The sequence below is a fragment of the Bartonella sp. B39 genome (assembly GCF_053795145.1).
On record NZ_CP200036.1, the window covers coordinates 838,560 to 856,732 of the forward strand.

General features: G+C 40.1%; 29 protein-coding genes and 3 pseudogenes. 10 read left to right on the plus strand and 22 right to left on the minus strand.

The features are described from left to right. The first annotated feature begins 162 nt into the window (after positions 1–162). From V4P57_RS03860 to V4P57_RS03875, 4 genes and pseudogenes are all read left to right on the plus strand, one after another. The gene (locus V4P57_RS03860) at positions 163–366 is read left to right on the plus strand and encodes a BrnT family toxin (protein WP_455466390.1); all 204 of its coding nucleotides are present in this window, start codon (positions 163–165) and stop codon (positions 364–366) included. After that, a complete protein-coding gene (locus V4P57_RS03865; RefSeq protein WP_455466391.1) occupies positions 353–625 on the plus strand; it encodes a CopG family antitoxin in 273 nt (90 codons plus the stop codon). Before V4P57_RS03860 ends, V4P57_RS03865 begins: the two co-directional genes overlap by 14 nt. Positions 626–658: 33 nt before the next feature. Continuing rightward, positions 659–940: pseudogene (locus V4P57_RS03870) on the plus strand (type II toxin-antitoxin system RelE/ParE family toxin). A 16-nt stretch (positions 941–956) separates the two neighbouring features. Beyond that, positions 957–1,253: a HigA family addiction module antitoxin gene (locus V4P57_RS03875; protein WP_455466805.1), complete on the plus strand. Its 297-nt coding sequence runs from the start codon at positions 957–959 to the stop codon at positions 1,251–1,253. Positions 1,254–1,300: 47 nt separating this feature from the next. Here V4P57_RS03875 and V4P57_RS03880 read toward each other — a convergent pair whose 3' ends face one another. From V4P57_RS03880 to V4P57_RS03890, 3 genes are read right to left on the minus strand one after another with little or no spacing between them, the layout of a single operon-like run. Then, entirely contained in the window at positions 1,301–1,576 is a 276-nt protein-coding gene (locus tag V4P57_RS03880) for a hypothetical protein (RefSeq protein WP_455466806.1), read from the minus strand. Continuing rightward, the gene (locus tag V4P57_RS03885; RefSeq protein WP_455466807.1) at positions 1,573–2,301 is read right to left on the minus strand and encodes an antA/AntB antirepressor family protein; all 729 of its coding nucleotides are present in this window, start codon (positions 2,299–2,301) and stop codon (positions 1,573–1,575) included. The genes V4P57_RS03880 and V4P57_RS03885 overlap by 4 nt, the downstream gene beginning before the upstream one ends. A gap of 57 nt (positions 2,302–2,358) precedes the next feature. Continuing rightward, on the minus strand, positions 2,359–2,502 hold the full coding sequence (locus V4P57_RS03890; protein ID WP_455466808.1) for a hypothetical protein: 144 nt from the start codon (positions 2,500–2,502) through the stop codon (positions 2,359–2,361). Between the two features lie 181 nt (positions 2,503–2,683). Here V4P57_RS03890 and V4P57_RS03895 point away from each other — a divergent pair, with 181 nt between their 5' ends. Continuing rightward, positions 2,684–3,547 (plus strand): hypothetical protein, encoded by an 864-nt coding sequence (locus V4P57_RS03895; protein WP_455466809.1) that lies wholly within the window; start codon positions 2,684–2,686, stop codon positions 3,545–3,547. A gap of 26 nt (positions 3,548–3,573) precedes the next feature. Here the strand turns inward: V4P57_RS03895 and V4P57_RS03900 are convergent, their stop codons facing one another. Genes V4P57_RS03900 through V4P57_RS03940 form a run of 9 tightly spaced genes read right to left on the minus strand, consistent with a single transcriptional unit; the run spans position 3,574 to position 11,010 of the window. Further along, complete coding sequence (locus V4P57_RS03900) at positions 3,574–3,927, minus strand: hypothetical protein (protein WP_455466810.1); 354 nt, start codon at positions 3,925–3,927, stop codon at positions 3,574–3,576. 1 nt (position 3,928) lies between these two features. Beyond that, a complete protein-coding gene (locus V4P57_RS03905; RefSeq protein WP_455466395.1) occupies positions 3,929–5,005 on the minus strand; it encodes a major capsid protein in 1,077 nt (358 codons plus the stop codon). Positions 5,006–5,017: 12 nt separating this feature from the next. Then, positions 5,018–5,386 carry a head decoration protein gene (locus V4P57_RS03910; RefSeq protein WP_455466396.1) on the minus strand — a complete coding sequence of 123 codons (369 nt, stop codon included), beginning with the start codon at positions 5,384–5,386 and terminating at the stop codon, positions 5,018–5,020. Further along, the gene (locus V4P57_RS03915) at positions 5,383–5,649 is read right to left on the minus strand and encodes a hypothetical protein (RefSeq protein ID WP_455466397.1); all 267 of its coding nucleotides are present in this window, start codon (positions 5,647–5,649) and stop codon (positions 5,383–5,385) included. The genes V4P57_RS03910 and V4P57_RS03915 overlap by 4 nt, the downstream gene beginning before the upstream one ends. Then, complete coding sequence (locus V4P57_RS03920) at positions 5,646–6,722, minus strand: S49 family peptidase (RefSeq protein WP_455466398.1); 1,077 nt, start codon at positions 6,720–6,722, stop codon at positions 5,646–5,648. Before V4P57_RS03920 ends, V4P57_RS03915 begins: the two co-directional genes overlap by 4 nt. Beyond that, positions 6,712–8,256 (minus strand): phage portal protein, encoded by a 1,545-nt coding sequence (locus tag V4P57_RS03925; protein ID WP_455466399.1) that lies wholly within the window; start codon positions 8,254–8,256, stop codon positions 6,712–6,714. Before V4P57_RS03925 ends, V4P57_RS03920 begins: the two co-directional genes overlap by 11 nt. Then, positions 8,256–8,504 (minus strand): phage head-tail joining protein, encoded by a 249-nt coding sequence (locus tag V4P57_RS03930; protein WP_455466400.1) that lies wholly within the window; start codon positions 8,502–8,504, stop codon positions 8,256–8,258. Before V4P57_RS03930 ends, V4P57_RS03925 begins: the two co-directional genes overlap by 1 nt. 3 nt (positions 8,505–8,507) lie before the next feature. Further along, positions 8,508–10,436: a phage terminase large subunit family protein gene (locus tag V4P57_RS03935; protein WP_455466401.1), complete on the minus strand. Its 1,929-nt coding sequence runs from the start codon at positions 10,434–10,436 to the stop codon at positions 8,508–8,510. Beyond that, a complete protein-coding gene (locus V4P57_RS03940; RefSeq protein ID WP_455466812.1) occupies positions 10,429–11,010 on the minus strand; it encodes a hypothetical protein in 582 nt (193 codons plus the stop codon). The genes V4P57_RS03935 and V4P57_RS03940 overlap by 8 nt, the downstream gene beginning before the upstream one ends. Positions 11,011–11,097: 87 nt before the next feature. Here V4P57_RS03940 and V4P57_RS03945 point away from each other — a divergent pair. From V4P57_RS03945 to V4P57_RS03960, 4 genes and pseudogenes are all read left to right on the plus strand, one after another. After that, positions 11,098–11,355, plus strand: a pseudogene (locus V4P57_RS03945) (BrnT family toxin); the annotation flags it as partial. Positions 11,356–11,402: 47 nt separating this feature from the next. Continuing rightward, on the plus strand, positions 11,403–11,648 hold the full coding sequence (locus V4P57_RS03950) for a BrnA antitoxin family protein (RefSeq protein ID WP_455466813.1): 246 nt from the start codon (positions 11,403–11,405) through the stop codon (positions 11,646–11,648). A 99-nt stretch (positions 11,649–11,747) separates the two neighbouring features. Next, positions 11,748–12,011 (plus strand): type II toxin-antitoxin system RelB/DinJ family antitoxin, encoded by a 264-nt coding sequence (locus tag V4P57_RS03955; protein ID WP_375618925.1) that lies wholly within the window; start codon positions 11,748–11,750, stop codon positions 12,009–12,011. Then, positions 11,998–12,279, plus strand: a complete 282-nt coding sequence (locus V4P57_RS03960) for a type II toxin-antitoxin system YafQ family toxin (RefSeq protein ID WP_455466814.1) — start codon at positions 11,998–12,000, stop codon at positions 12,277–12,279. The genes V4P57_RS03955 and V4P57_RS03960 overlap by 14 nt, the downstream gene beginning before the upstream one ends. Positions 12,280–12,410: 131 nt before the next feature. On the opposite strand, the gene V4P57_RS03965 is transcribed toward V4P57_RS03960, so the two are convergent. The 10 genes and pseudogenes from V4P57_RS03965 to ssb all read right to left on the minus strand — a co-directional run bounded on the left by V4P57_RS03965 (position 12,411) and on the right by ssb (position 17,702). Then, complete coding sequence (locus V4P57_RS03965) at positions 12,411–12,602, minus strand: hypothetical protein (protein ID WP_455466815.1); 192 nt, start codon at positions 12,600–12,602, stop codon at positions 12,411–12,413. After that, a pseudogene (locus tag V4P57_RS03970) lies at positions 12,599–13,330 on the minus strand (phage antirepressor KilAC domain-containing protein). Before V4P57_RS03970 ends, V4P57_RS03965 begins: the two are co-directional and overlap by 4 nt. Positions 13,331–13,357: 27 nt before the next feature. Beyond that, entirely contained in the window at positions 13,358–13,576 is a 219-nt protein-coding gene (locus V4P57_RS03975) for a hypothetical protein (RefSeq protein ID WP_455466816.1), read from the minus strand. Between the two features lie 337 nt (positions 13,577–13,913). Continuing rightward, positions 13,914–14,483: an antA/AntB antirepressor family protein gene (locus V4P57_RS03980; RefSeq protein ID WP_455466412.1), complete on the minus strand. Its 570-nt coding sequence runs from the start codon at positions 14,481–14,483 to the stop codon at positions 13,914–13,916. A gap of 323 nt (positions 14,484–14,806) precedes the next feature. Next, positions 14,807–15,385 (minus strand): hypothetical protein, encoded by a 579-nt coding sequence (locus V4P57_RS03985; protein ID WP_455466413.1) that lies wholly within the window; start codon positions 15,383–15,385, stop codon positions 14,807–14,809. A gap of 3 nt (positions 15,386–15,388) precedes the next feature. After that, complete coding sequence (locus V4P57_RS03990) at positions 15,389–15,709, minus strand: hypothetical protein (protein WP_455466414.1); 321 nt, start codon at positions 15,707–15,709, stop codon at positions 15,389–15,391. A 332-nt stretch (positions 15,710–16,041) separates the two neighbouring features. Beyond that, positions 16,042–16,437 carry a type II toxin-antitoxin system HicB family antitoxin gene (locus V4P57_RS03995; RefSeq protein WP_455466817.1) on the minus strand — a complete coding sequence of 132 codons (396 nt, stop codon included), beginning with the start codon at positions 16,435–16,437 and terminating at the stop codon, positions 16,042–16,044. After that, positions 16,434–16,634, minus strand: a complete 201-nt coding sequence (locus V4P57_RS04000) for a type II toxin-antitoxin system HicA family toxin (RefSeq protein ID WP_455466964.1) — start codon at positions 16,632–16,634, stop codon at positions 16,434–16,436. The genes V4P57_RS03995 and V4P57_RS04000 overlap by 4 nt, the downstream gene beginning before the upstream one ends. Before the next feature lie 68 nt (positions 16,635–16,702). Next, positions 16,703–17,239 (minus strand): hypothetical protein, encoded by a 537-nt coding sequence (locus tag V4P57_RS04005; RefSeq protein ID WP_455466818.1) that lies wholly within the window; start codon positions 17,237–17,239, stop codon positions 16,703–16,705. Positions 17,240–17,249: 10 nt separating this feature from the next. Next, on the minus strand, positions 17,250–17,702 hold the full coding sequence (gene ssb / locus V4P57_RS04010; protein ID WP_455466418.1) for a single-stranded DNA-binding protein: 453 nt from the start codon (positions 17,700–17,702) through the stop codon (positions 17,250–17,252). A gap of 181 nt (positions 17,703–17,883) precedes the next feature. Here ssb and V4P57_RS04015 point away from each other — a divergent pair, with 181 nt between their 5' ends. Then, positions 17,884–18,165: a type II toxin-antitoxin system RelE/ParE family toxin gene (locus V4P57_RS04015; RefSeq protein WP_455466419.1), complete on the plus strand. Its 282-nt coding sequence runs from the start codon at positions 17,884–17,886 to the stop codon at positions 18,163–18,165. Positions 18,166–18,173 lie beyond the last annotated feature (8 nt).

Consider the following 18,173-nt stretch of genomic DNA (forward strand, 5'->3'; position numbering starts at 1 on the left):
CTGTTTAATAATGGGATTTTTATTTATTTTGTTGTATTTGTGGATACATTTTAATATACATACGTTATGACATTAAACATCAAAATTCATGGCATAAACTGGGATAAAGGAAATTGACCTAAATGCGCTAAGCACGGTGTCTCCAAAAAAGAAATCGAGTATTTGTTTACTAGTTCCGGTAATCTCTTCATGGAAAACGATCCAAGTGATAAAGAGGAGCGGTTTAGAGCTATTGGAAAAAGCTATAACGAACGGTACATTTTTTTGGTTTTTACCTTAAGAAAAATGAATAACGAATTATTTGTGTGCCCTATTAGTGCACGTTATATGCACCAAAAGGAGGTCAATTTTTATGAAAACAACTAAATTAAAGAAAATACCCGTTTTCAAGACGGATGAAGAAGCAGAAAATTTTATTGATACTGCTGATCTTACTAATTATGATTTAACCAACTTTAAGCCTGTTCATTTCGAATTTCTACCAAAAGAAACATCTGTTAACGTTCGATTGCCTCAGGCACTTATGAAAGCTTTAAAGGAAAAAGCTAAAAGTCAAGCTGTTCCTTACACACGCTACATCCGATATCTCATCGAACAAGATTTACAAAAAAGTCATCGGAACTAGCTTTGTCTCTATAAAACGGATAAAGGTGATTTGGTGATTGAATCCTTTGCTGATAAGCGGTGTAAAGATCTTTTGGAAGACAACCCGCCAAAAGGCTTTCCCACGAATCTAGTGCGGATAGCCCAAAGGAAATTATTTATGCTTGATAAAGCGGTTGATCTCAGAGATTTACGTAGCCCTCCTGGCAATCATCTCTAAGCATCGAAAGGTAGTCGACAAGGACAATATTCTATCCGTATTAATGATCAGTTTCGTATTTGTTTTGGATGGCGTTCTAATAACGCTTATGAAGTTGAAATCGTAGATTATCATTGATCTATAGGAGAGCGAGATGAAAAATTATATAGCTATTCATCCCGGAGAAATTTTACGAGAGGAATATTTAAAAGAATATGCCATTTCTGCTTATGCCCTTGCAAAATCGTTAAATGTTCCACGGACTCGGATAGAACGTATTGTTGCAGAAAATAGTCCAATAACCCCTGATACAGCACTAAGATTAGCCTATTTTTTTGATACAACAGCTGAATTCTGGCTTAATATGCAAGCTGCTTACGACGTCAATGTTTTGCAATCAGAAAAAGCAGAAGAATTTTCTAAAATAGATAATTTTAAATGTGTGCTTTAATTATCCTCCCGCCTTAATGACGGGAAGATATAAGCTTTACGATAAGGTTAAGCCACTTTCTTAACAAGGCTTTCTAAATTTGGATTATATGCTTTCAAAAAAGAATCCATACCTCGAGGAAACTCTGAATCTCCAAAGTCTGTGAGAACCACTAAAAGCTTAACAATATGCGCATCTTTCTTGATCTTTGAAACCAGAGCTTTTTCTACTACGCTCATGGTATTGACTATAGCAGTACACTCTTCATCTTCAACACTACCACGATTGCAAAGCTTAAATAACGCTATCCACAAATCACACAAAGAGTCGATATCAGTATTCATTGTATACCTCCGTGGATTTGTTCTCTTAAACATGCCAAGCCTTTTGCGGTAATCTTGGTTGAAGGCAAGACTTTTTCTGTTCCATCAGGTTTTTGAATCGTGATCGTAGGGCAATCCATGAGGCCTTTCTTGATCTTATCCTGATAAGGCAGTAACGGAGATCCTGGGGCACGACGATACACCCAATCATTCCCACGCAAATAATTCGTTAGATCTTTTGGTCGTACCTCCAGTACCTTAGCTGCCTCTGTCAGACCAAATAAACCATCAGAGCGGGTTAAACCTTCAAGTGCTTTTGCCTTGGGAGTTAATTCTGCAATAACATGATCTTTCTGCTCAATTTGATTTTGTAAGTGATTCAAGACACCAAGTAATGCTTCGGGTTTCGAATAGTCAATTTGTGGTGCTGATACTTGCTTTGCACGCCGTTCACATTCAATAAAATATTGTCGTGCCTGTTTGCCTTTTTCGTTGCGCTCCACCATGGCGAGCTCTTTTGCCATGTCTAAGGTGATGTGATAATCTCTTAATTTCCCACCCCGGTAAAATTTTACCGTAGTTGTAAAGTCTTGTTCGTCAATAAAAGAATATTGTTCAATACGGTTGTTAATCCAATTTCTAAATTCGGATTTAACTTCCAAAAACGCATGCAATTCACGTGCGTTTACTGTTTGAACAATTTCCTGTCCAACTGTTTGTTTTGATATTTTAATGAGAGTATTCACCGTGAACTCCTATTCGTTAAATGTTTTTGATTGACACTCTGAGAGAGTGCCGGGTGCTCAAAAACACGGCGAATAGTCCGTCGTTACACTTTCCCCGTGAGGGTATTGTATAGTGTAACCACACCCGACAGTATCATTATACGCAGTAAGCGCATAACGAGTCAAAGTCTTTAATGTGCGGAAAAGAGATTGTTTCGGCAATCCATCCGCTATTCGCTCAAGGTGTTTTTGAAGCACCTGATTCGAGGATAGACAAATTTTTGTTATATTGTCAAGTAGAAATATAATTTCTTCTAAAAATGATAAGCACATCTTTACTTTTTTTGTCGACTCACTTCGAATTTATCAACTTTCTTTTTTATTTATAGCGGAGGGGTAAATAATGCTCAATGTGCTCGACACAATTGCAATGATTGTATGTTTCTCATCATTACTGGTGATGATTGTCGGACTCGTTTTAGTGTGTATGAAAGAACGGCGGAAAAAGGGATTTAAAATCCTTGGTATTGGAATTCTATTATTTCTCGGCTCTGCAATAGTGGGTGCTTCTGTACACAAAAATAAACCAGAACAAGTTGCACACAATAATGAAATTTTTACCTCCTCTTCGACTTCATCAATAGATGTTGCTACTCAAGATAAAAGCGTGACTCAGGCGCCAGCTGAGAATACTGATAAGCAAATTACCTCTATTCAAGACAATAAATCAGACGGAAATGGTGGGCTAAGTTTTGCAGAATGGACGTTGTTAATAATCTTCACTTTTTTTGCATGTTCCACTTTATATCATTATTGGCGATACAAACGAAACAAACATTTTGAAGAACAAGTTGCAATACAACATTCAATACTGTTCCGTCATATCCGTCCTTCTTCTGATTTTTCACACGTTGTTGAAATGTTGCCAGCACTTGATGCTCATCAATATGATTGTCGTTTAGCGCGCAATGAAAAATTGTTGGGAGTTCAGGAGTATACCAATTTCGTTGTCAGGCGCAAAATTAACAATATAGAACAAACGGTAGTTATAGCACGTGGGCGTCTTTTGGTAACAGATCAAGCCATTGTGTTTGAAAGCCCTGAAGAGCATGAAAGGATTGCTTGGAAAAAAATTAAATTAGTAAAAATCACACGTGAGGGATGTCAGGTTTATCGCTACTCTGGCGTACCTTCTAATTACGCATTTACCGCAACTCCTAGATTTGTTGCAGTAGTTCGAACCCTTGAAAAATCCAATAAATTTTGAGATATTTTTGTGATATTTACCCTGCTCTAAACAGACGCCTCCCGCAAAATCAGCTTATACATTCCGGATTCTGAAGCTTTCACATCTGCCACAATGAAATGCTCTTGAAGGGTATTTCCAGTGTTTTCAGAAGACATAACAATGACACTATCCTCAAGCTTTGGCGGCAATCCGCCAATGTCATTGATATAAACATCAAGTTCTTTTCTTGGGATTGTCGTAAATGTTCTACCGCCAGCTTCCGATTCTGAATGCTTGATGCCATAAATCGCTGTAATACGGAAAGATCGCCCTGTTTCCTTTCGTGTATAAATGATGAGCTGCCCAAAGGTATTACGTACATCTTTCACCATTTGCTTAAGCAGCCCATGCCATAACATCTTATTTTTCCCCTATAACGGCCTTAAAGAGCATTTCAGGACGTGTGCAAATATAAAGAGGATAGCTGTACACTTCAGGCTTGACCCATGCGTTGCGATCGTGATCAACTATCAACATAGTGTAAAGAGGCTTCCCAACCGTATTAACAAAGTCTAGACTTTCCCCTGGAGCAAAGGTTTTCTGGAACACACCAGGTGCATCAACGGGAAAGAACTGACATTCATCAGGCTTAATCCCTATTGCACGTTTTGTCCCAGCTTTAGCGCTAACGTTGTAATTGTGAATGCTTCGGTAATTAATAAAAGTTACCCCAGCAAAATCAAAACTGCCAAAGCTGCCCGATCCAATAGCATTTGGTGTTGCAACACCCCCTGCACTATTCAATGTCTGTGCCAAGGCTGTATTTAAATAGGTTTCACGAATAGTTTTGTGGTTTTTTAATTTGGAAAAGAATTCATTTCCGCAAAGACCAACAATTCGTGAACGATCCGTAAACGCACCCTTTGAAGCCTCAATCATTTTCATAATGACTTGATCAACGTGGTCAGCAACATTTGTCTCATCTTTGTTCAATTTAAAATCAAGTGGCTTTGGTGGTATAATCTCCCATTCCTTATACCAATCAACAATCACTGATCCATCAGCATCGAGAACAACACCTTGAATAGCCCCAAGCTGCATATTTTCCCATGTCAATTCAATTTCAGAAATAAGCTTTTTTTGTTTTTTAGCGATATATTTCATCGCACTCTCAAGTTGATCCTCTGTTCCAAATTCTCGACGATTTTGGATTTCTTCTGCTTTCACCGTGTCACTTTTGGCAATCCGTGTTGTTTTGAAAAATCGAAGATTACGACCATCTCTGTCTCCTTCAACCAAGGGGGCACCACGTTCACTTGTCTGAATCAATGACAATGTATTGTCACGTCTCTCAATACCAACCACTGTGGTGCTTGTTTCCACTTCCTCAAAAAGATCAAGAGAACTAATGAGACCAGGTTGAAACTCATAGTTTTCGATGGCTTTCATCATGGTGATGCTTGAGAAAGCATCATGTTTAAAAAAGTTCATATCCATGGGTGCATTCTCCTATCGCAACATTATCTTGTTGTTGTCTTCTAAAGACTGAATGGCTGCTTTCTTTTGCTCATCCGTGATGGCATCTGGCCATAGCAGTTCAGAAGCTTTTACAGTGCATAAGCGTGCTGTAATCACCGCGCGTTGATCTGCCTCTGTCACATCAACAGTCGCAAAAGAAATACCCGCCGGCACTTTACTGCCATCTGAGGCTGCTGGATTAAGGGGAACGTATTTTCCCGTTGCTGTCACCTTTCCCATAACAGTGCCAGCCTCAACAATTGCTCCTGATGCAAACACCACTTCTTCGTTTGACATGTCAGGGTTGTAGGGTCCAAGATAAGCGCCATTGCGTACGTCGTCATAAATAATATTTGTCATTTCACTGCCCTCCAAGCTGCTTCCCATTTTGCATGAATCTTTGCCTTGCTCGCCCCATCACTATGGGGAGCATAAGGCGATAGTTTTAAAGATGCGCTTTGAGAGCTAGCAGCCGCCAAAACACATTGGCGTGCCTTCTCAACATTCATGCCGTCCTTAATTGCTTTTGCGGCATCAAAAGAAACGCCTAAGCGCTTTGCTTGCTTTTCAAGATTTGTCAGTGCGCGTGCGCGTTTTCTTTCCTTTTCAAGCACGGCTTTCATGTCTTCGCGCTTGTTTTCATTATCCTCATTGTCTTCATCCTCATCTTCGTTTTCTTCTTCTTCGTCAAAGATTTCGGCGTTTTTGTCGACGTCACTATCGTCTTCTTCCTCGTCATTGATGGTGTCGACAATCTTTTCATCGTCCTCTTCTTGGGCGCGGTATTGTGTGCGTGCCATGTGTTTTGTCCTTCTTTTGTTGTTGATGTTGGGGTTTGTGATATGGAATCCGTTAAGGCTTCCAAAGCTTGCGCAAGTGTGCCTTGCGCATCTGCTAATCCAAGCTTGAGAGCTTGGCTGCCTATAAAAGTTTCTGCTTTTGTGTCACGAATTGCATCAGCACTTAAGCGTCTGTTTTTTGCAACCAAATCGACAAACATCTCGTAGAGCAGGGCGCAATCGGCTTGCATTTTTATCTGTGCCGTATCGCTCAATGGTTCGTGAGGATTGCCATGAACTTTGTGATCGCCTTCAAAAACAAAAGTCCATTTATGCCCGTGTTTCTCATCCGCACGGGATTGGTCAAGATGGGCGCAAACAACCCCAATCGAGCCCACAACACCGGTGCGTGCAACCCAGATTTGAGAAGCAGAACAAGCAATGGCATAAGCTGCAGAACAGGCAAATTCATTGGCATGTGCCCAAATAGGCTTGGCATATTGTTTTGAGAGTGTTTGAAACTCTTCAACTAAATCAAACACGCCGCCGGCTTCTCCACCACCACTGTCAATATCAAGTAAAACAGCGCAAACATCAGGCTGTGCAATGGCTTCACGAAAAGAAGCCCCCAAACCTTCATAAGAAGTTAATCCCGATAAAGCCCCAAGCCATGCACTGCGGCGCACAAGCGTGCCATGAACCGGTATTATGGCAATATTGTTTTGCACCACATAAGTTTCAGGGGGTCTTAAAGTAGCCCCATTCCTTTCCGAAAAGGCTCCTATGGGAAACTTTTCCCCTTCAAAAAGACGTGGCGCAAGGGCATTGAGAATAATATCAAGCTTTGTGGCGGCAAGCATGTGTGGAACCCCAAAAAGCCGTGATGCCAAAAACGGCATATCAAGATTATTCGCCATTTGCATGTGCCTCGCTGCCTTGATTGCTTTCATAAGTCTCAGAATGATCTGAATCTGTGGTATCAATTGTTTGATTGTCACCAGAGGGCGCTGTTATATCCGTATCAAAAGATAAGCCGCGCGCGCGAGCATCTGTGTGCTCTTCCTCAAGTTCGGCATGAATGCTGTCGATATCAAAGCCGCGTTCGGCAAGTGCCATACGTCGTGTCTTCAAGCCTGCACGGATTTCTTCTTTTTCTGCTGAAATATCCTTGTTTGGATCAATCATTTCAAGCGGGGGCGCAAAGCTTTCACATTGAAGCCATGGCAAGGGATTTTCTTCCCACCCTGGCAAATTGACACATCCAGAAAGCACTGTCATTTCAACAAAACGCTCCCAAACAATGCGGTTAAACTGAAAGGCAATGATATGTTCACGCCATTGTTTGACGTGCCGTCTAAACTGAATGATGGAGGTTCGCACATTGGAAAAATTCCCCCGCGTAACATCCCCTGTCACAACGGCATAAGGCATATTAAGTGCTGCACAAATTTTCAAGATATTGCGAAATTGAAAAGCCTCATAAGAGCCACCAACCTCAACAGGATTTGAGAATGTAACCTCTTTATTCTCTCCTAAATAAATAGATGCACCGGGCGCAATGACAGGTGCTTTGTATTCTTCTTCAACGTTGTTTTTATCACGATTATCGGGTAATTTTTCGACGTTTGGTGAATTGTCCTTGACAAACGCCGCGAAAAGAGCCGCCGTCCTTTTTCGATCAAGTTCTGCGTCGTCATAGGATTCGAGTTGAAAGATCTTTGTCATAGAGCGCGTTATTTTGGGAGAACCGCGCAATTGTCCGGCAATACGGCGCTCTTTGATATGAATGACCATTTCAGCAGGGACACGCACGCGCTCTTGACTCTCAAAGACTGTGCTTGCAGAACAATCATCATAGGGGTGATGTTCCCAGAAATGATAAGCAACACGCTTACCACTGGCATTAAATTCAATCCCCATACGAATGTAATTGCCTTCAATCTCAGCCGGTCCATTGTAGGAAAGGTCCAACATTTCGGTGGGATAAACTTGCAATTGAAGAGGCACACCAGAGCGCCCGTAGAGATCAACATAATGTAATCTTACAAAGCATTCTCCGGTTAAAAAGACTTCTCGTGCAATGGTTGCTTGAAGTCCATAAAAATTGGCATCTTCATCATAGTCCGCCTCATCAACCCATTGCCACCATAAGTCTAAAAGCTTTTTCTTCTCTTCTTGAAAACCTTCAATACGAGGATAAGGTTTAATCCCATCACTGACAGCTGCAGAGACCCATTCTTCTGTTGCAGACCCATAAAGAGATTCATTGTCATAAAGCCATCTTGAACGGGCAACAATGGTATCGCCGCATTTTTCAATTGCTTTATTGATATGTTTTTTTGCGGGGTCAAAACCACTCATGCGACGGCTTTTACTTGCAGCTTCAAAATGGGGATTGTGTTGACGAGAAATTGTAAAAAAGCCCGTGAGTTTATTGATAAAGCCAGCCATTAATAGCCTCGTGATATATTAAAATAGAAAACGCGTGAACGCTTGCGTCCTTCAAGGTCCGCTATTTGTGTGTTCAGCATCTCAAGCGCTCTGCGCAGTTCCTCAACAGAACGATTGCTTACTTGCTTATCGCCATGGCGGACTGATTGCGCTCCCGAATAAAGAGCTTCTTCAATTTGCTCACGCCGCCTTTTTAAGTTTTCAAGTCTCGCAAATTTGCTGTTAAATTGTCCTAAAGTTTCATCCACAAATTACCTCCAATCCCCTTGCATATAAGGATTCATCACCGTTCTGGATTGTTTCCTTTGAGGTTGTGTTATCTGAGATCTTTTTGGAGCAGGAGAGGGGGCATGTCTTGGTGTTGGCTGCTCTAAAGAGCCTTCAATTTTAAGTCTTTCCAGACGCTCTTCTAAGATATCGACTTCTCGATTAAGATTTATCCCTGCTGAAATAAGACCTTGTAAAGCAGCATAAGCATAAACCCTACAGTCCAAGGCTTCATTTCTTGCCTTTTCGCTTTTTTGCCATTCAATGCGCTTAAAGCCTTTAAAATATTTGATGACTTTTCTTTCAGCGGTCAGTTGGTCAAAATATTCCCGATCAAGGTTTTTGTGAAAATGCGTTGCACCAGCACCCGATGCTTCAGGACCGGATTTTTTAAACCGTGCTGTGATAATATCTTTTGCTGCATCAACCCCAACAATATAGAGATTAATCTGTCCTTTGTTGTTTTTACTTGGACGGCGCGGCCATACTGCACGCCATCCCGCTTGTCCCTTAATCCCCCAGATACGTCGTCCCTCACGCGGGCGCACATAATTATAAACCGCCTGTGTGTGTCCACCACCGGTATCAATACAAGCAGCCGTTATCCTGATACCATCTTTGTAACCTGGGTGTGGCCAGCGTCTTGTAAGATATTCATCTAGCTGGTCCCATACTTCAAAAGAAGAGGGATCACCAAGGATGACCTGATAATCAATATGCCAGCTTTCTTCACTGCGTCCCCATCCCACCACTTCAAGTTCCAAGCGGTCATTTTGCACATCAATGCCTGCTGTCAACACGACGGCTTGTTCTGGTGCTAAAGGATACTCTTCGCGTTTTGCATAGAGGCTCTCAGGATCAATAACTTCACCCGTTTTATCTTCCCATGGTTCTCCAAGTACTGTATTGACAAAAGGCTGTAGAAGGGCTGGATCATCCTTGGCATTTAAAAACTCTCTTGCACATTCCCCCCATGTAAGCCAAGGTGAATAGAGTGCCGAAATATGATAAGAACGCAAATTCGGTCTGCTTGATTCACTCGTAGGCACCCAGCACGCACCTCTTTCCTCACTCATGAGATCTGTTTTTCTGTGCTCGGCATGTTCATGACCACAATGGGCACAAACAAATACAGCTTTTTCGGGGGCGCCTTTTGGCCACTTAATTTGTGACCAAACAATGGGCTGTAGAACACCACATGCATCACAAGGGACATTGTAATATCGCTGGTCTCCTAGCACAAAATCCTTGGCAATACGGCTTGTGTCACGGTGGGTAGGGGTGGACAATTTAAAAATCTTTCGTTGCACAAAGGTTGAGGTACGCTTTTCCGCAATCATCACTGGATCACCTTCGTTATCGACACTAAGAGGATAAGCATCGACCTCATCCAAAATCAGATAACGAATAGGCATGGAACGCAATCCAGCAGCACTGTTGGCTCCTGTAAGCATCAATGCACCACCAGCAAATTCTTTCGAAAACATTGTATTACCGCTATCACGCGCACGGGCAGGGGCTATGCGTTCACTTAAAACGGGACTTGCCATAATCATGGGATCAAGCCGCGTCTTTGAAAGCTTCTTGGCTGTCTCAACGGTCGGCATCACATAAAGGGCAGGTCCCGGACTATAATGAATGGCATAACCGCAGAAATTCAATCCTGCCTCTGACATGCCAACCTGCGCACCTTTCATGACAATGGTTGTTTCAATAGGCACGTAAGAGGAAAGGTTATCCATGATTTCGCGCAAATAGGGGGTACGCTTCGTTCTCCAAAGCCCAGGCTCAGCACTTGCTACCGTGCTAAGGTACCTATTCTTGTCCGCCCATTGCGAAACCGTATATGGTGGGTCCGGTTGTCTTGCATCATTGGCATTGGCGAAAAATTCTTCGACTGCATTTTCATCCATTATTCGTTTCTTGCAAGTTCTCTAACTCTGGAGAATGAGGATCATGAAAAGGAACTGGAATATGAACAGCTTCAAGCAAAGCTTTTCTCATATAATAATCAATGGCACCTATCAGGCTGGCGGCATCACAGCCAACCTGTGCGGCAATACTCGCACCAAAACGATGCGCAAAATTCAACATCGCATCACGGTGCGCTCTACCAAACTCACGAGCTGCTCTCTTTACTTCTTCTCGATCAACAGTTGTTTCACGTAAGCGTTCAAGGGCAATCTTTTCGCTTTCGAGTGCAACTTGCATTCTCTCCAGTTTAATTTTGTATTCATTGGCACCATCTGTAGAGGCTTGTTTGATCTTTGTACGATGTTGGCCATCAGGTGCTAAAAATGGAGCTGGGCGTTTTGTTGGATTCTCATTCCAGATGGCTGTTGCAAGCGCTTCATTGACAGAACCATCTTCAAAAAGAGCTGCATCAAATTTACCTGTCTTTATCCGAGAAACAACCGCATTTGCAGACACACCCATCTTTTTGGCAAAAGCACGAACCGAGAGACCTTTACGAGATTTCTTAGTCATAGATAGCTTCTCCATTCTGAAAAACTTATAAGGATTATCGTACAGTTTTTTGTTTACGGTATCCTATTTTTCGTGTACATAAAATATATGAAGATAGTGTGAGATGAACCAAAAAGAGCTTTAAACATTGTTAAACATAAGCTTGATTTTGCTGATGTTATTTACTTTGACTGGGAACATGCTCTTATTGATGCGACACACTCAAACCGCATGAAGGCTATCGGACATTTTGCTGATGGTATAACAGTTGTTGTCTTTGCAAAGCTTGGCAATGAAGTGATGTCCATTATCAGTTTTCGTCAAGCTAATAAAAAAGAAAGAGAGGTTTTCAATGACTATCAAAAAAAACCTTTAAAAAAGAATGTGGTTACACAAAAGAAGATTGGGACGCTGTGGATTCCCCACCACTAACAGATGAAGAACTTGCACGTTTAAAGCTAGCTAAAGATGTTTTACCAACCTCCTTTTTTAAATATGTAACAGAAGAACGCCGTAAGCGTGGGCGTCCACCCGTTGAATCTCCCAAACAAGCGGTTACTCTACGTCTTGACCCAAATGTTATTGCCTCTTTTAAGAAACAGGGAAAAGACTGGCGCACACGTATGAGTGAAGCATTGAAAAAAGCAAGTGGATATTAAGCCAAACGATCTCGCCACTCTAAAAAATCTGTGCTTTACAATTGAAATTAACCTTCAATTGTATTACATTGAAATACAGTTGCAAGAGGAGAGCTTATCATGGCTGCTAGTCGTATGGTTCAGGCGCGTGTACCAGAGGAGATTCAAAATGTCGCTAATCAAGTTATTCAAGCTTCTGGTTTGTCAGTAAGTGATGTCGTAAGGGTGTTGATGACGCGCATTGCACAAGATAAAGCTATACCGTCTTTTTTGTTTCAACCCAATGCAGAAACTATAGCGGCTTTTGCTGAACTGGATGAAGGCAACTTAAAAAAGTTTCATTCCGTAGACGAATTATTTGACGATCTCTATGCGGACGATTGAACGTACCACCATCTTCAAACGTGATTTCAAGCGTGAAATGAAAGGACGGTATCGGCATCTTTTAGATACTGATTTGCGCCAAATCATTGCAGCATTAGCAAATGATCAACCTTTAGAACCTCGATATCATGACCATGCATTGACTGGGAATTGGAGCAATTATCGAGATTGCCATATTCGACCTGACTTATTGTTGATTTATCGCTTGATTGGCCAAGATCGATTGATTTTAGTGCGCCTGGGCTCCCATTCAAAACTTGATCTTTAAACTACCTCCCCACCTGTAAAGATGGGAAGGAAAGATGTCTTTTAAATTTAAGCCACCTTCTTAAGTGGGCTTTTTAAACTCGGATCATAAGCTTTTAACAAAGGATCGATGCCACGAGGAAACTCTGAACCTCAAAAATCTGTAAGAACTACTAGAAGCTTAACAATATACGCATCTTTCTTGATCTTTGAAACCAAAGCTTTTTCTATCACACTCATGGCATTAACTATGGCTTTAGATTCTTCGCCTTCAATGCCATCACGATTACAAAGCTGAAACAATGCTATCCACAAATCACACAAAGAATCGATATTAGTATTCATTGCACACCTCCATGGATTTGTTCTCTCAAACATGCCAAGCCTTTCGTGGTGATCTTGGTTGAAGGTAGAACCTTTTCTGTGCCATCGGGTCTTTGAATGGTAATGGTTGGGCAATCCATAAGCCCCTTCTTTATCTTATCCTGATAAGGCAACAGGGAAGAACCTGGAGCACGACGATACACCCAATCATTGCTACGTAAGTAGTCAATTAAATCCTTTGGCCGTACCTCCAATACCTTTGCCGCCTCTGTAAGACCAAACAGACCGTCAGAGCGTGTTAAACCTTCAAGTGCTTTTGCCTTGGGAGTTAATTCTGCAATAACATGATCTTTCTGCTCAATTTGATTTTGTAAGTGATTCAAGACGCCAAGTAATGCTTCGGGTTTAGAGTAGTCAACTTGTGGAACAGTTACTTGCTTCAAAAGCCGTTCACATTTGATAAAGTATTGACGTGCTTCATGCCCTTTATCATTACGTTCTATCATTGAAAGGTGTTTAGCCATGTCTAATGTGAGATAGTATTCTTTTACCTTTCCACCGGTTTATAAATTTTTAGAAAGCGTTATAAAGTTTATATTTTCCAGAAACTTACATTCTTTAATGCGATTTTTAATCCAGTCTGCAAACTTTGATGTAATTTCCAAAAACGCGTGTAAATCACGAGCATTAACTGTTTGAACAGTCTCTTGATCAATGATTTGTTCTGTAATTTCTATAAGAGTGTTCATGATGAACTCCTATTGGTTAGATGTTTTTCATGGACATCCAATAAGAATGCCGGGTGCTGAAAAACACGGCCAATAGTCCGTCGTTATGCTTTCCCCATAAGGGTATTGTATAGCGTAACTACACCCGACAAGATCATTATACGCAACAAGCGCATAACGAGTCAAAGTCTTTAATGTGCGGAGAAAAGATTGTGTCGGCAATCTATCCGCTATTGGTTTAAGGTGTTTTTCAAGCACCTGAATCAACAATAGACACATTGTTGCCATATTGTCAATTGGTAAAATTACTTATCTGTTAAGATAATCCTATATTGTGCAGTTTACGTATAAAAAATGTACAGTCTGCACATTAAAATCAGTTATTTTCAATGACTTATGTGTACAATGCACAGTCATTTTTAAAATTCTGTCGCTAGCGATAGGTCGCGCTGTCCTGCCCCGCAACAGATCCAACCCGCCGGGAAGTACCTTTTGCATTGATTTTATTGACTTTTTGGGAAATAGGAGATACATAATTGGTAATCTTCTTTAAATTAACATCCTCTCCACTCTGAAAGTGAAGAAGATGAGATCATATTTTCAATTAAGCAGCTTTCACTACAGACCTTTCTAAAACCTGTTTTGCTTCTTTGATTAAGGCTTTATAGTGTTCAAGTTCTTCTTCAAGACCGTTCGCATCCAACAAACGTCTCATCATCACCCCTAAGATTTCTCCAACACCGGCAGGTTTTTTAAAACACTCATAAGACAATAATTCATAACTAACAGATTGGCTTTTTAGTTTCTTTTCACACTCAATAAAGTAACGACGAGCTTGACGTCCTTTTTCATTGCGTTCAACCATCGAGAGCTCTTTTGCCATATCAAGTGTGAGATGGTATTCCATACTTGGACGACCACCTTTAGGTTTTACTCTTTTTTGAGTAAAACTCATAGAGTCTTGATTTTCCTGAAAAGTATTAGGTTTCGCTAAAATTTTAGCGAAACTTATAAAGTCTTTATTTTCTAAGAAACCATACTCTTTAATACGGTTTTTTATCCAATCTCTAAAATTAGAATTGACTTCCAAAAATGTATATAACTCGCGTGCACTGACGGTTTGAACAGATTTCTGATCAATTGTTTGTTCCGTAATTTTAATAAGAGTGTTCATAACGAACTCCTTGCTGATTAGGTTTTCATTGACACTCAACAAAGAGTGCCGGGTGCTGAAAACACGGCAACAAGCCCGTCGTTATGCTTTCCCCGCAAAGGGTATTGTATAGCATAACCACACCCGACAAATACATTATATGCGTGTAACATACAATGAGTCAAAGTCTTTAATGTGCGGAAGACTGATTATTTCGGTAACCAATCCGCTTGTTGTTTTAAGGTGTTTTCAGGCACCTAGTTTGACGATATACTTTTTCCGTGAATCTTGTCAAGAAAGAAAATCTCATTATGTAGCACATAGGTACAACTTAAGAATATGATCTAGCCTTTCTTATTGGCAGCATATTCCTGACGAGCAAGCTGTATCTGTATATTTTTGGTTAATCGTTCACTGGCATATTGTGCGATAGCACTTGCAATTTCTGGCTTTGACATAACTTTAGCAATTGAAGGTCCCTCTTGTTTTGCAATGGGGAATTGATCTCCATCTGCTCTTTGAAACACATTGTTCTCCATCTTTAACGTAACACGCTTAGGAAATTTACCGCCGCAAATGAAAGCATGGGGTAAGATTTCTTTTTTTCCAAACATTTTGTATGTTACGCCGCGTTTTGTTTCTTTTGCTTGAAAAAATTTAAGAGGTATCGGTGTTCCAGAACCAATGATATCTGTCTCGAGAAACTTTGCTGTCGCTTTTCCTTTAATATAAACGCCTTGCTTGATACGCTTTGATTTGGCGGATGTAACATCAGAAACCTTCTTTTCGGCAAAGCGTTCGACTTGTTTTGCTGCGGTGTTTACAGCATTGCGTAGAGCCCAATTAAGGCGAGGGGCTTGAAGATTGGTAAAAGTATCATTCACCTGTTGAAGATACCATTTTTGGTGGATGATTAATTTCAACTTCTAAACCTTTTTAGGAGTAGATGTTGATGACTTGGAAGCTTTAGATTCTTTTGGTTTTTCGAGTGAGGTTTCTTCTGTTGCTGTTTCAGATGATGTTTGTGCGGCTTCTTGTTCTATTTGCTTAATGTGTTCAACTGCCTTGTCAGGCTTTGCTGTTGTTTTGACGTCAATAAAAGGTTTTGCAGCATTGGCGCGCTTGAGACGTGCGTAGACTTGATTGGAAACTTCTACAAACGGATTATTGGGTGTTGATGGTTCAAAACGAACGGTGCTTTTGTTGTCACCAACAACACACATTGGCTTAGTGATGATTGCCTTCATCTTCGCTCCTTTTGAGGAAATTAATTAATGACAGAATTAATGACATCATTGGTCAATTATTAACTTTTATTATTTGAAAAAAGAAAGAGCCCGTTTTCTCAAGAAAACCGGGCTTTCTAGCCATATTAAAGGCTTGATATTTTAATGAATTTTAGGGGAAATTTTTGAATTTTTGACACAATACGACCAGTGCCGTGGTGTCATTAAATACGATTTCTCACACCGTGTCAACACAAAAAATCACGATATTGTGTTTTTTTGTTTTTTTACCCAAATATGATATTTTTAGAAACAAAATGGTATGTGTTGACACATCCAAAAAAGAAGAAAATTTAAATATTAAGCTCGTGACGCGCTGCTGTTGCCAAAAAAGCAGATCTTGTTAAACCTCTTTCTTGTGCACAATCATCAATTGCACGTAAGAGCCCCCTTTCAATAGATATATTCGTACGTACCACTTCTGCATCATTTTCAATAAAGGGAACTTGTATTAAAAAAGCTCCTTCTGACAAAGCTGTTTTGACAGATTCCCGTTGTATGACTTCTTCAAATTTTGAAGGAATAGGCACTGTATCTATATCTTCACAATAAAGCTGAAGTGCTTCTGTTGCATTTGCGATTAAATTTTCTTCCTCATCAGCAGCAGAAAAAAGCCCCTCAAAATCAGGAAACTGAACACCAAAAGCAGAATCTTCATCTTTATGAATAAGAGCAAAAAATCTTTTCATTCTTCTTCTCCTTTTTTTAACCAGCCTGCTTGTTGTGCGATAGAACGTGCTGTACCAATCGGAAGATTTTTTTTAGGATGTGGAACAATAACAACCTTACCATTTTTTTTTAATTTATGATGAGAACCTTTTACTTTAACAAGTTCAAAGCCATCACGCTTTAATTTTGCAATGATTTTCCGGCTATCTTGTTCCATTACCCAAACTAATAATGTGTAAATATATACACATCTTAATGATTTCTCATCTGATGTCAATTCTTTTTTTAACGGCTGAAATGTTTATGAAGAGCGTTAAGAACAATATGCAGTGAATTAACAAGATGTGGTAGCATTTGATCTTCTATAACAAGATACTGCAGAGAGGCATAAAGGTTATGTTTGTGATATAGATATTGTGCTTCTTTGATAGCCTCTTTCGTTTCTTCATAACAATGAGTTGCTCTTTCAATCCACCGTTTTTGTGCCTCCTCATTTGATGAAGGAGTAAAGTCATCATAAATTGCATTAGGCAATCCTTTTGCACATAGGTAATTGTTTCTCACTTCGAGATATTTTTGCGCAGCATCATATTGATCTTGTTCAATCACACCTTGCAAATAAAGCCGTCCGATATAAGTACCGGAAAGCGGATTTTTAGCGTCTTCTATGGTCAAACCAAAGCGCTTGGCACGTATTTCTATGGCCAATTTATCAACCGGATCACGCGGTGCTTTTGCACGTGAAATACGGCCATTTTTCTCTCTCATACATCCCTTAATCCGTGGACGGCCACGTTTTGCACGTTTTTTTCTCTTTGTCATATTTTTTCAATCAGAATGGAATAGCATCATTGACTGCTGTACTATAATCAGCAGCACCTGAAGCAACAGCATAATTTTGAGACGTGCTGGGTGAAGGGGTAGGGGATGCCGATTGATTTTTCTTTGCATCAAGTAAATACAATTCACCTTTAAACTGTGGCAAAATCACTTCTGTAGTATAACGATCGATGCCTTTTTTATCTTGCCATTTACGTGTTTGTAATTTGCCTTCTATATAAACCTTTGAGCCTTTGTTGAGATATTGAAGAGCAACCTTTGCCAAATGTGGATTGAAAACCACCACTGAATGCCATTCGGTTTTTTCTATTTTCTGATCGGTATTTTTATCTTTATAACTTTCAGAAGTGGCCATACGAAAATTAACAACCTCAGCACCAGAAGCCACTGTTTTGCTTTCGGGATCAGCACCAAGATAACCAATGAGAGTCACTTTATTGAGCATATTTATATATCCATAAGATTTGCATTTTAAACAACAGATATTGTAGCACGAATTTCTTTGTTTTTCAAAGAGATATAATAATATATTAACGTATAGATTTATGTTTTTGCATGACAAAATAGTAAATAATTGATTGACATAAACGCATGGTGTATCGTATCAAGTACCAAAGGGGAAATATATGGCAATCGTTAGTTTTAAGCATAAAGGGTTGAAATTATTCTTTGAAAGAGGATCTTGCAAAGGCATAAAATCCGCGCATGCTAAAAAATTAGCAAATATTTTGGTAATTTTAGATACGATATCTACTCCTGAACAAGTAACAATTAAATCATATCGTCTGCATGCACTTACTGGCGATTTAAAAGGCTATTGGTCGATGCGTGTAAATGCCAATTGGCGTGTTACCTTTCGTTTCATTGGAACAGATATTGAACTTGTTGATTATCAAGATTATCATTAATTTTTGAG

What these genes read in the sequence shown, in the direction of transcription:
- V4P57_RS03915 (WP_455466397.1), bottom strand. Translation starts at nt 5,649, where the DNA reads ATGAAAGCCGTGCTTGAAAAGGAAAGAAAACGCGCACGCGCACTGACA.
- V4P57_RS03940 (WP_455466812.1), bottom strand. Translation starts at nt 11,010, where the DNA reads ATGACTAAGAAATCTCGTAAAGGTCTCTCGGTTCGTGCTTTTGCCAAA.
- V4P57_RS03910 (WP_455466396.1), bottom strand. Translation starts at nt 5,386, where the DNA reads ATGACAAATATTATTTATGACGACGTACGCAATGGCGCTTATCTTGGA.
- V4P57_RS03955 (WP_375618925.1), top strand. Translation starts at nt 11,748, where the DNA reads ATGGCTGCTAGTCGTATGGTTCAGGCGCGTGTACCAGAGGAGATTCAA.
- V4P57_RS03895 (WP_455466809.1), top strand. Translation starts at nt 2,684, where the DNA reads ATGCTCAATGTGCTCGACACAATTGCAATGATTGTATGTTTCTCATCA.
- V4P57_RS03925 (WP_455466399.1), bottom strand. Translation starts at nt 8,256, where the DNA reads ATGGCTGGCTTTATCAATAAACTCACGGGCTTTTTTACAATTTCTCGT.
- V4P57_RS03880 (WP_455466806.1), bottom strand. Translation starts at nt 1,576, where the DNA reads ATGAATACTGATATCGACTCTTTGTGTGATTTGTGGATAGCGTTATTT.
- V4P57_RS03995 (WP_455466817.1), bottom strand. Translation starts at nt 16,437, where the DNA reads ATGAAAAGATTTTTTGCTCTTATTCATAAAGATGAAGATTCTGCTTTT.
- V4P57_RS03980 (WP_455466412.1), bottom strand. Translation starts at nt 14,483, where the DNA reads ATGAACACTCTTATTAAAATTACGGAACAAACAATTGATCAGAAATCT.
- ssb (WP_455466418.1), bottom strand. Translation starts at nt 17,702, where the DNA reads ATGCTCAATAAAGTGACTCTCATTGGTTATCTTGGTGCTGATCCCGAA.
- V4P57_RS03865 (WP_455466391.1), top strand. Translation starts at nt 353, where the DNA reads ATGAAAACAACTAAATTAAAGAAAATACCCGTTTTCAAGACGGATGAA.
- V4P57_RS03990 (WP_455466414.1), bottom strand. Translation starts at nt 15,709, where the DNA reads ATGAAGGCAATCATCACTAAGCCAATGTGTGTTGTTGGTGACAACAAA.
- V4P57_RS03935 (WP_455466401.1), bottom strand. Translation starts at nt 10,436, where the DNA reads ATGGATGAAAATGCAGTCGAAGAATTTTTCGCCAATGCCAATGATGCA.
- V4P57_RS03965 (WP_455466815.1), bottom strand. Translation starts at nt 12,602, where the DNA reads ATGAATACTAATATCGATTCTTTGTGTGATTTGTGGATAGCATTGTTT.
- V4P57_RS03960 (WP_455466814.1), top strand. Translation starts at nt 11,998, where the DNA reads ATGCGGACGATTGAACGTACCACCATCTTCAAACGTGATTTCAAGCGT.
- V4P57_RS03875 (WP_455466805.1), top strand. Translation starts at nt 957, where the DNA reads ATGAAAAATTATATAGCTATTCATCCCGGAGAAATTTTACGAGAGGAA.
- V4P57_RS04015 (WP_455466419.1), top strand. Translation starts at nt 17,884, where the DNA reads ATGGCAATCGTTAGTTTTAAGCATAAAGGGTTGAAATTATTCTTTGAA.
- V4P57_RS03905 (WP_455466395.1), bottom strand. Translation starts at nt 5,005, where the DNA reads ATGGATATGAACTTTTTTAAACATGATGCTTTCTCAAGCATCACCATG.
- V4P57_RS04000 (WP_455466964.1), bottom strand. Translation starts at nt 16,634, where the DNA reads ATGGAACAAGATAGCCGGAAAATCATTGCAAAATTAAAGCGTGATGGC.
- V4P57_RS04005 (WP_455466818.1), bottom strand. Translation starts at nt 17,239, where the DNA reads ATGACAAAGAGAAAAAAACGTGCAAAACGTGGCCGTCCACGGATTAAG.
- V4P57_RS03920 (WP_455466398.1), bottom strand. Translation starts at nt 6,722, where the DNA reads ATGGCGAATAATCTTGATATGCCGTTTTTGGCATCACGGCTTTTTGGG.
- V4P57_RS03900 (WP_455466810.1), bottom strand. Translation starts at nt 3,927, where the DNA reads ATGTTATGGCATGGGCTGCTTAAGCAAATGGTGAAAGATGTACGTAAT.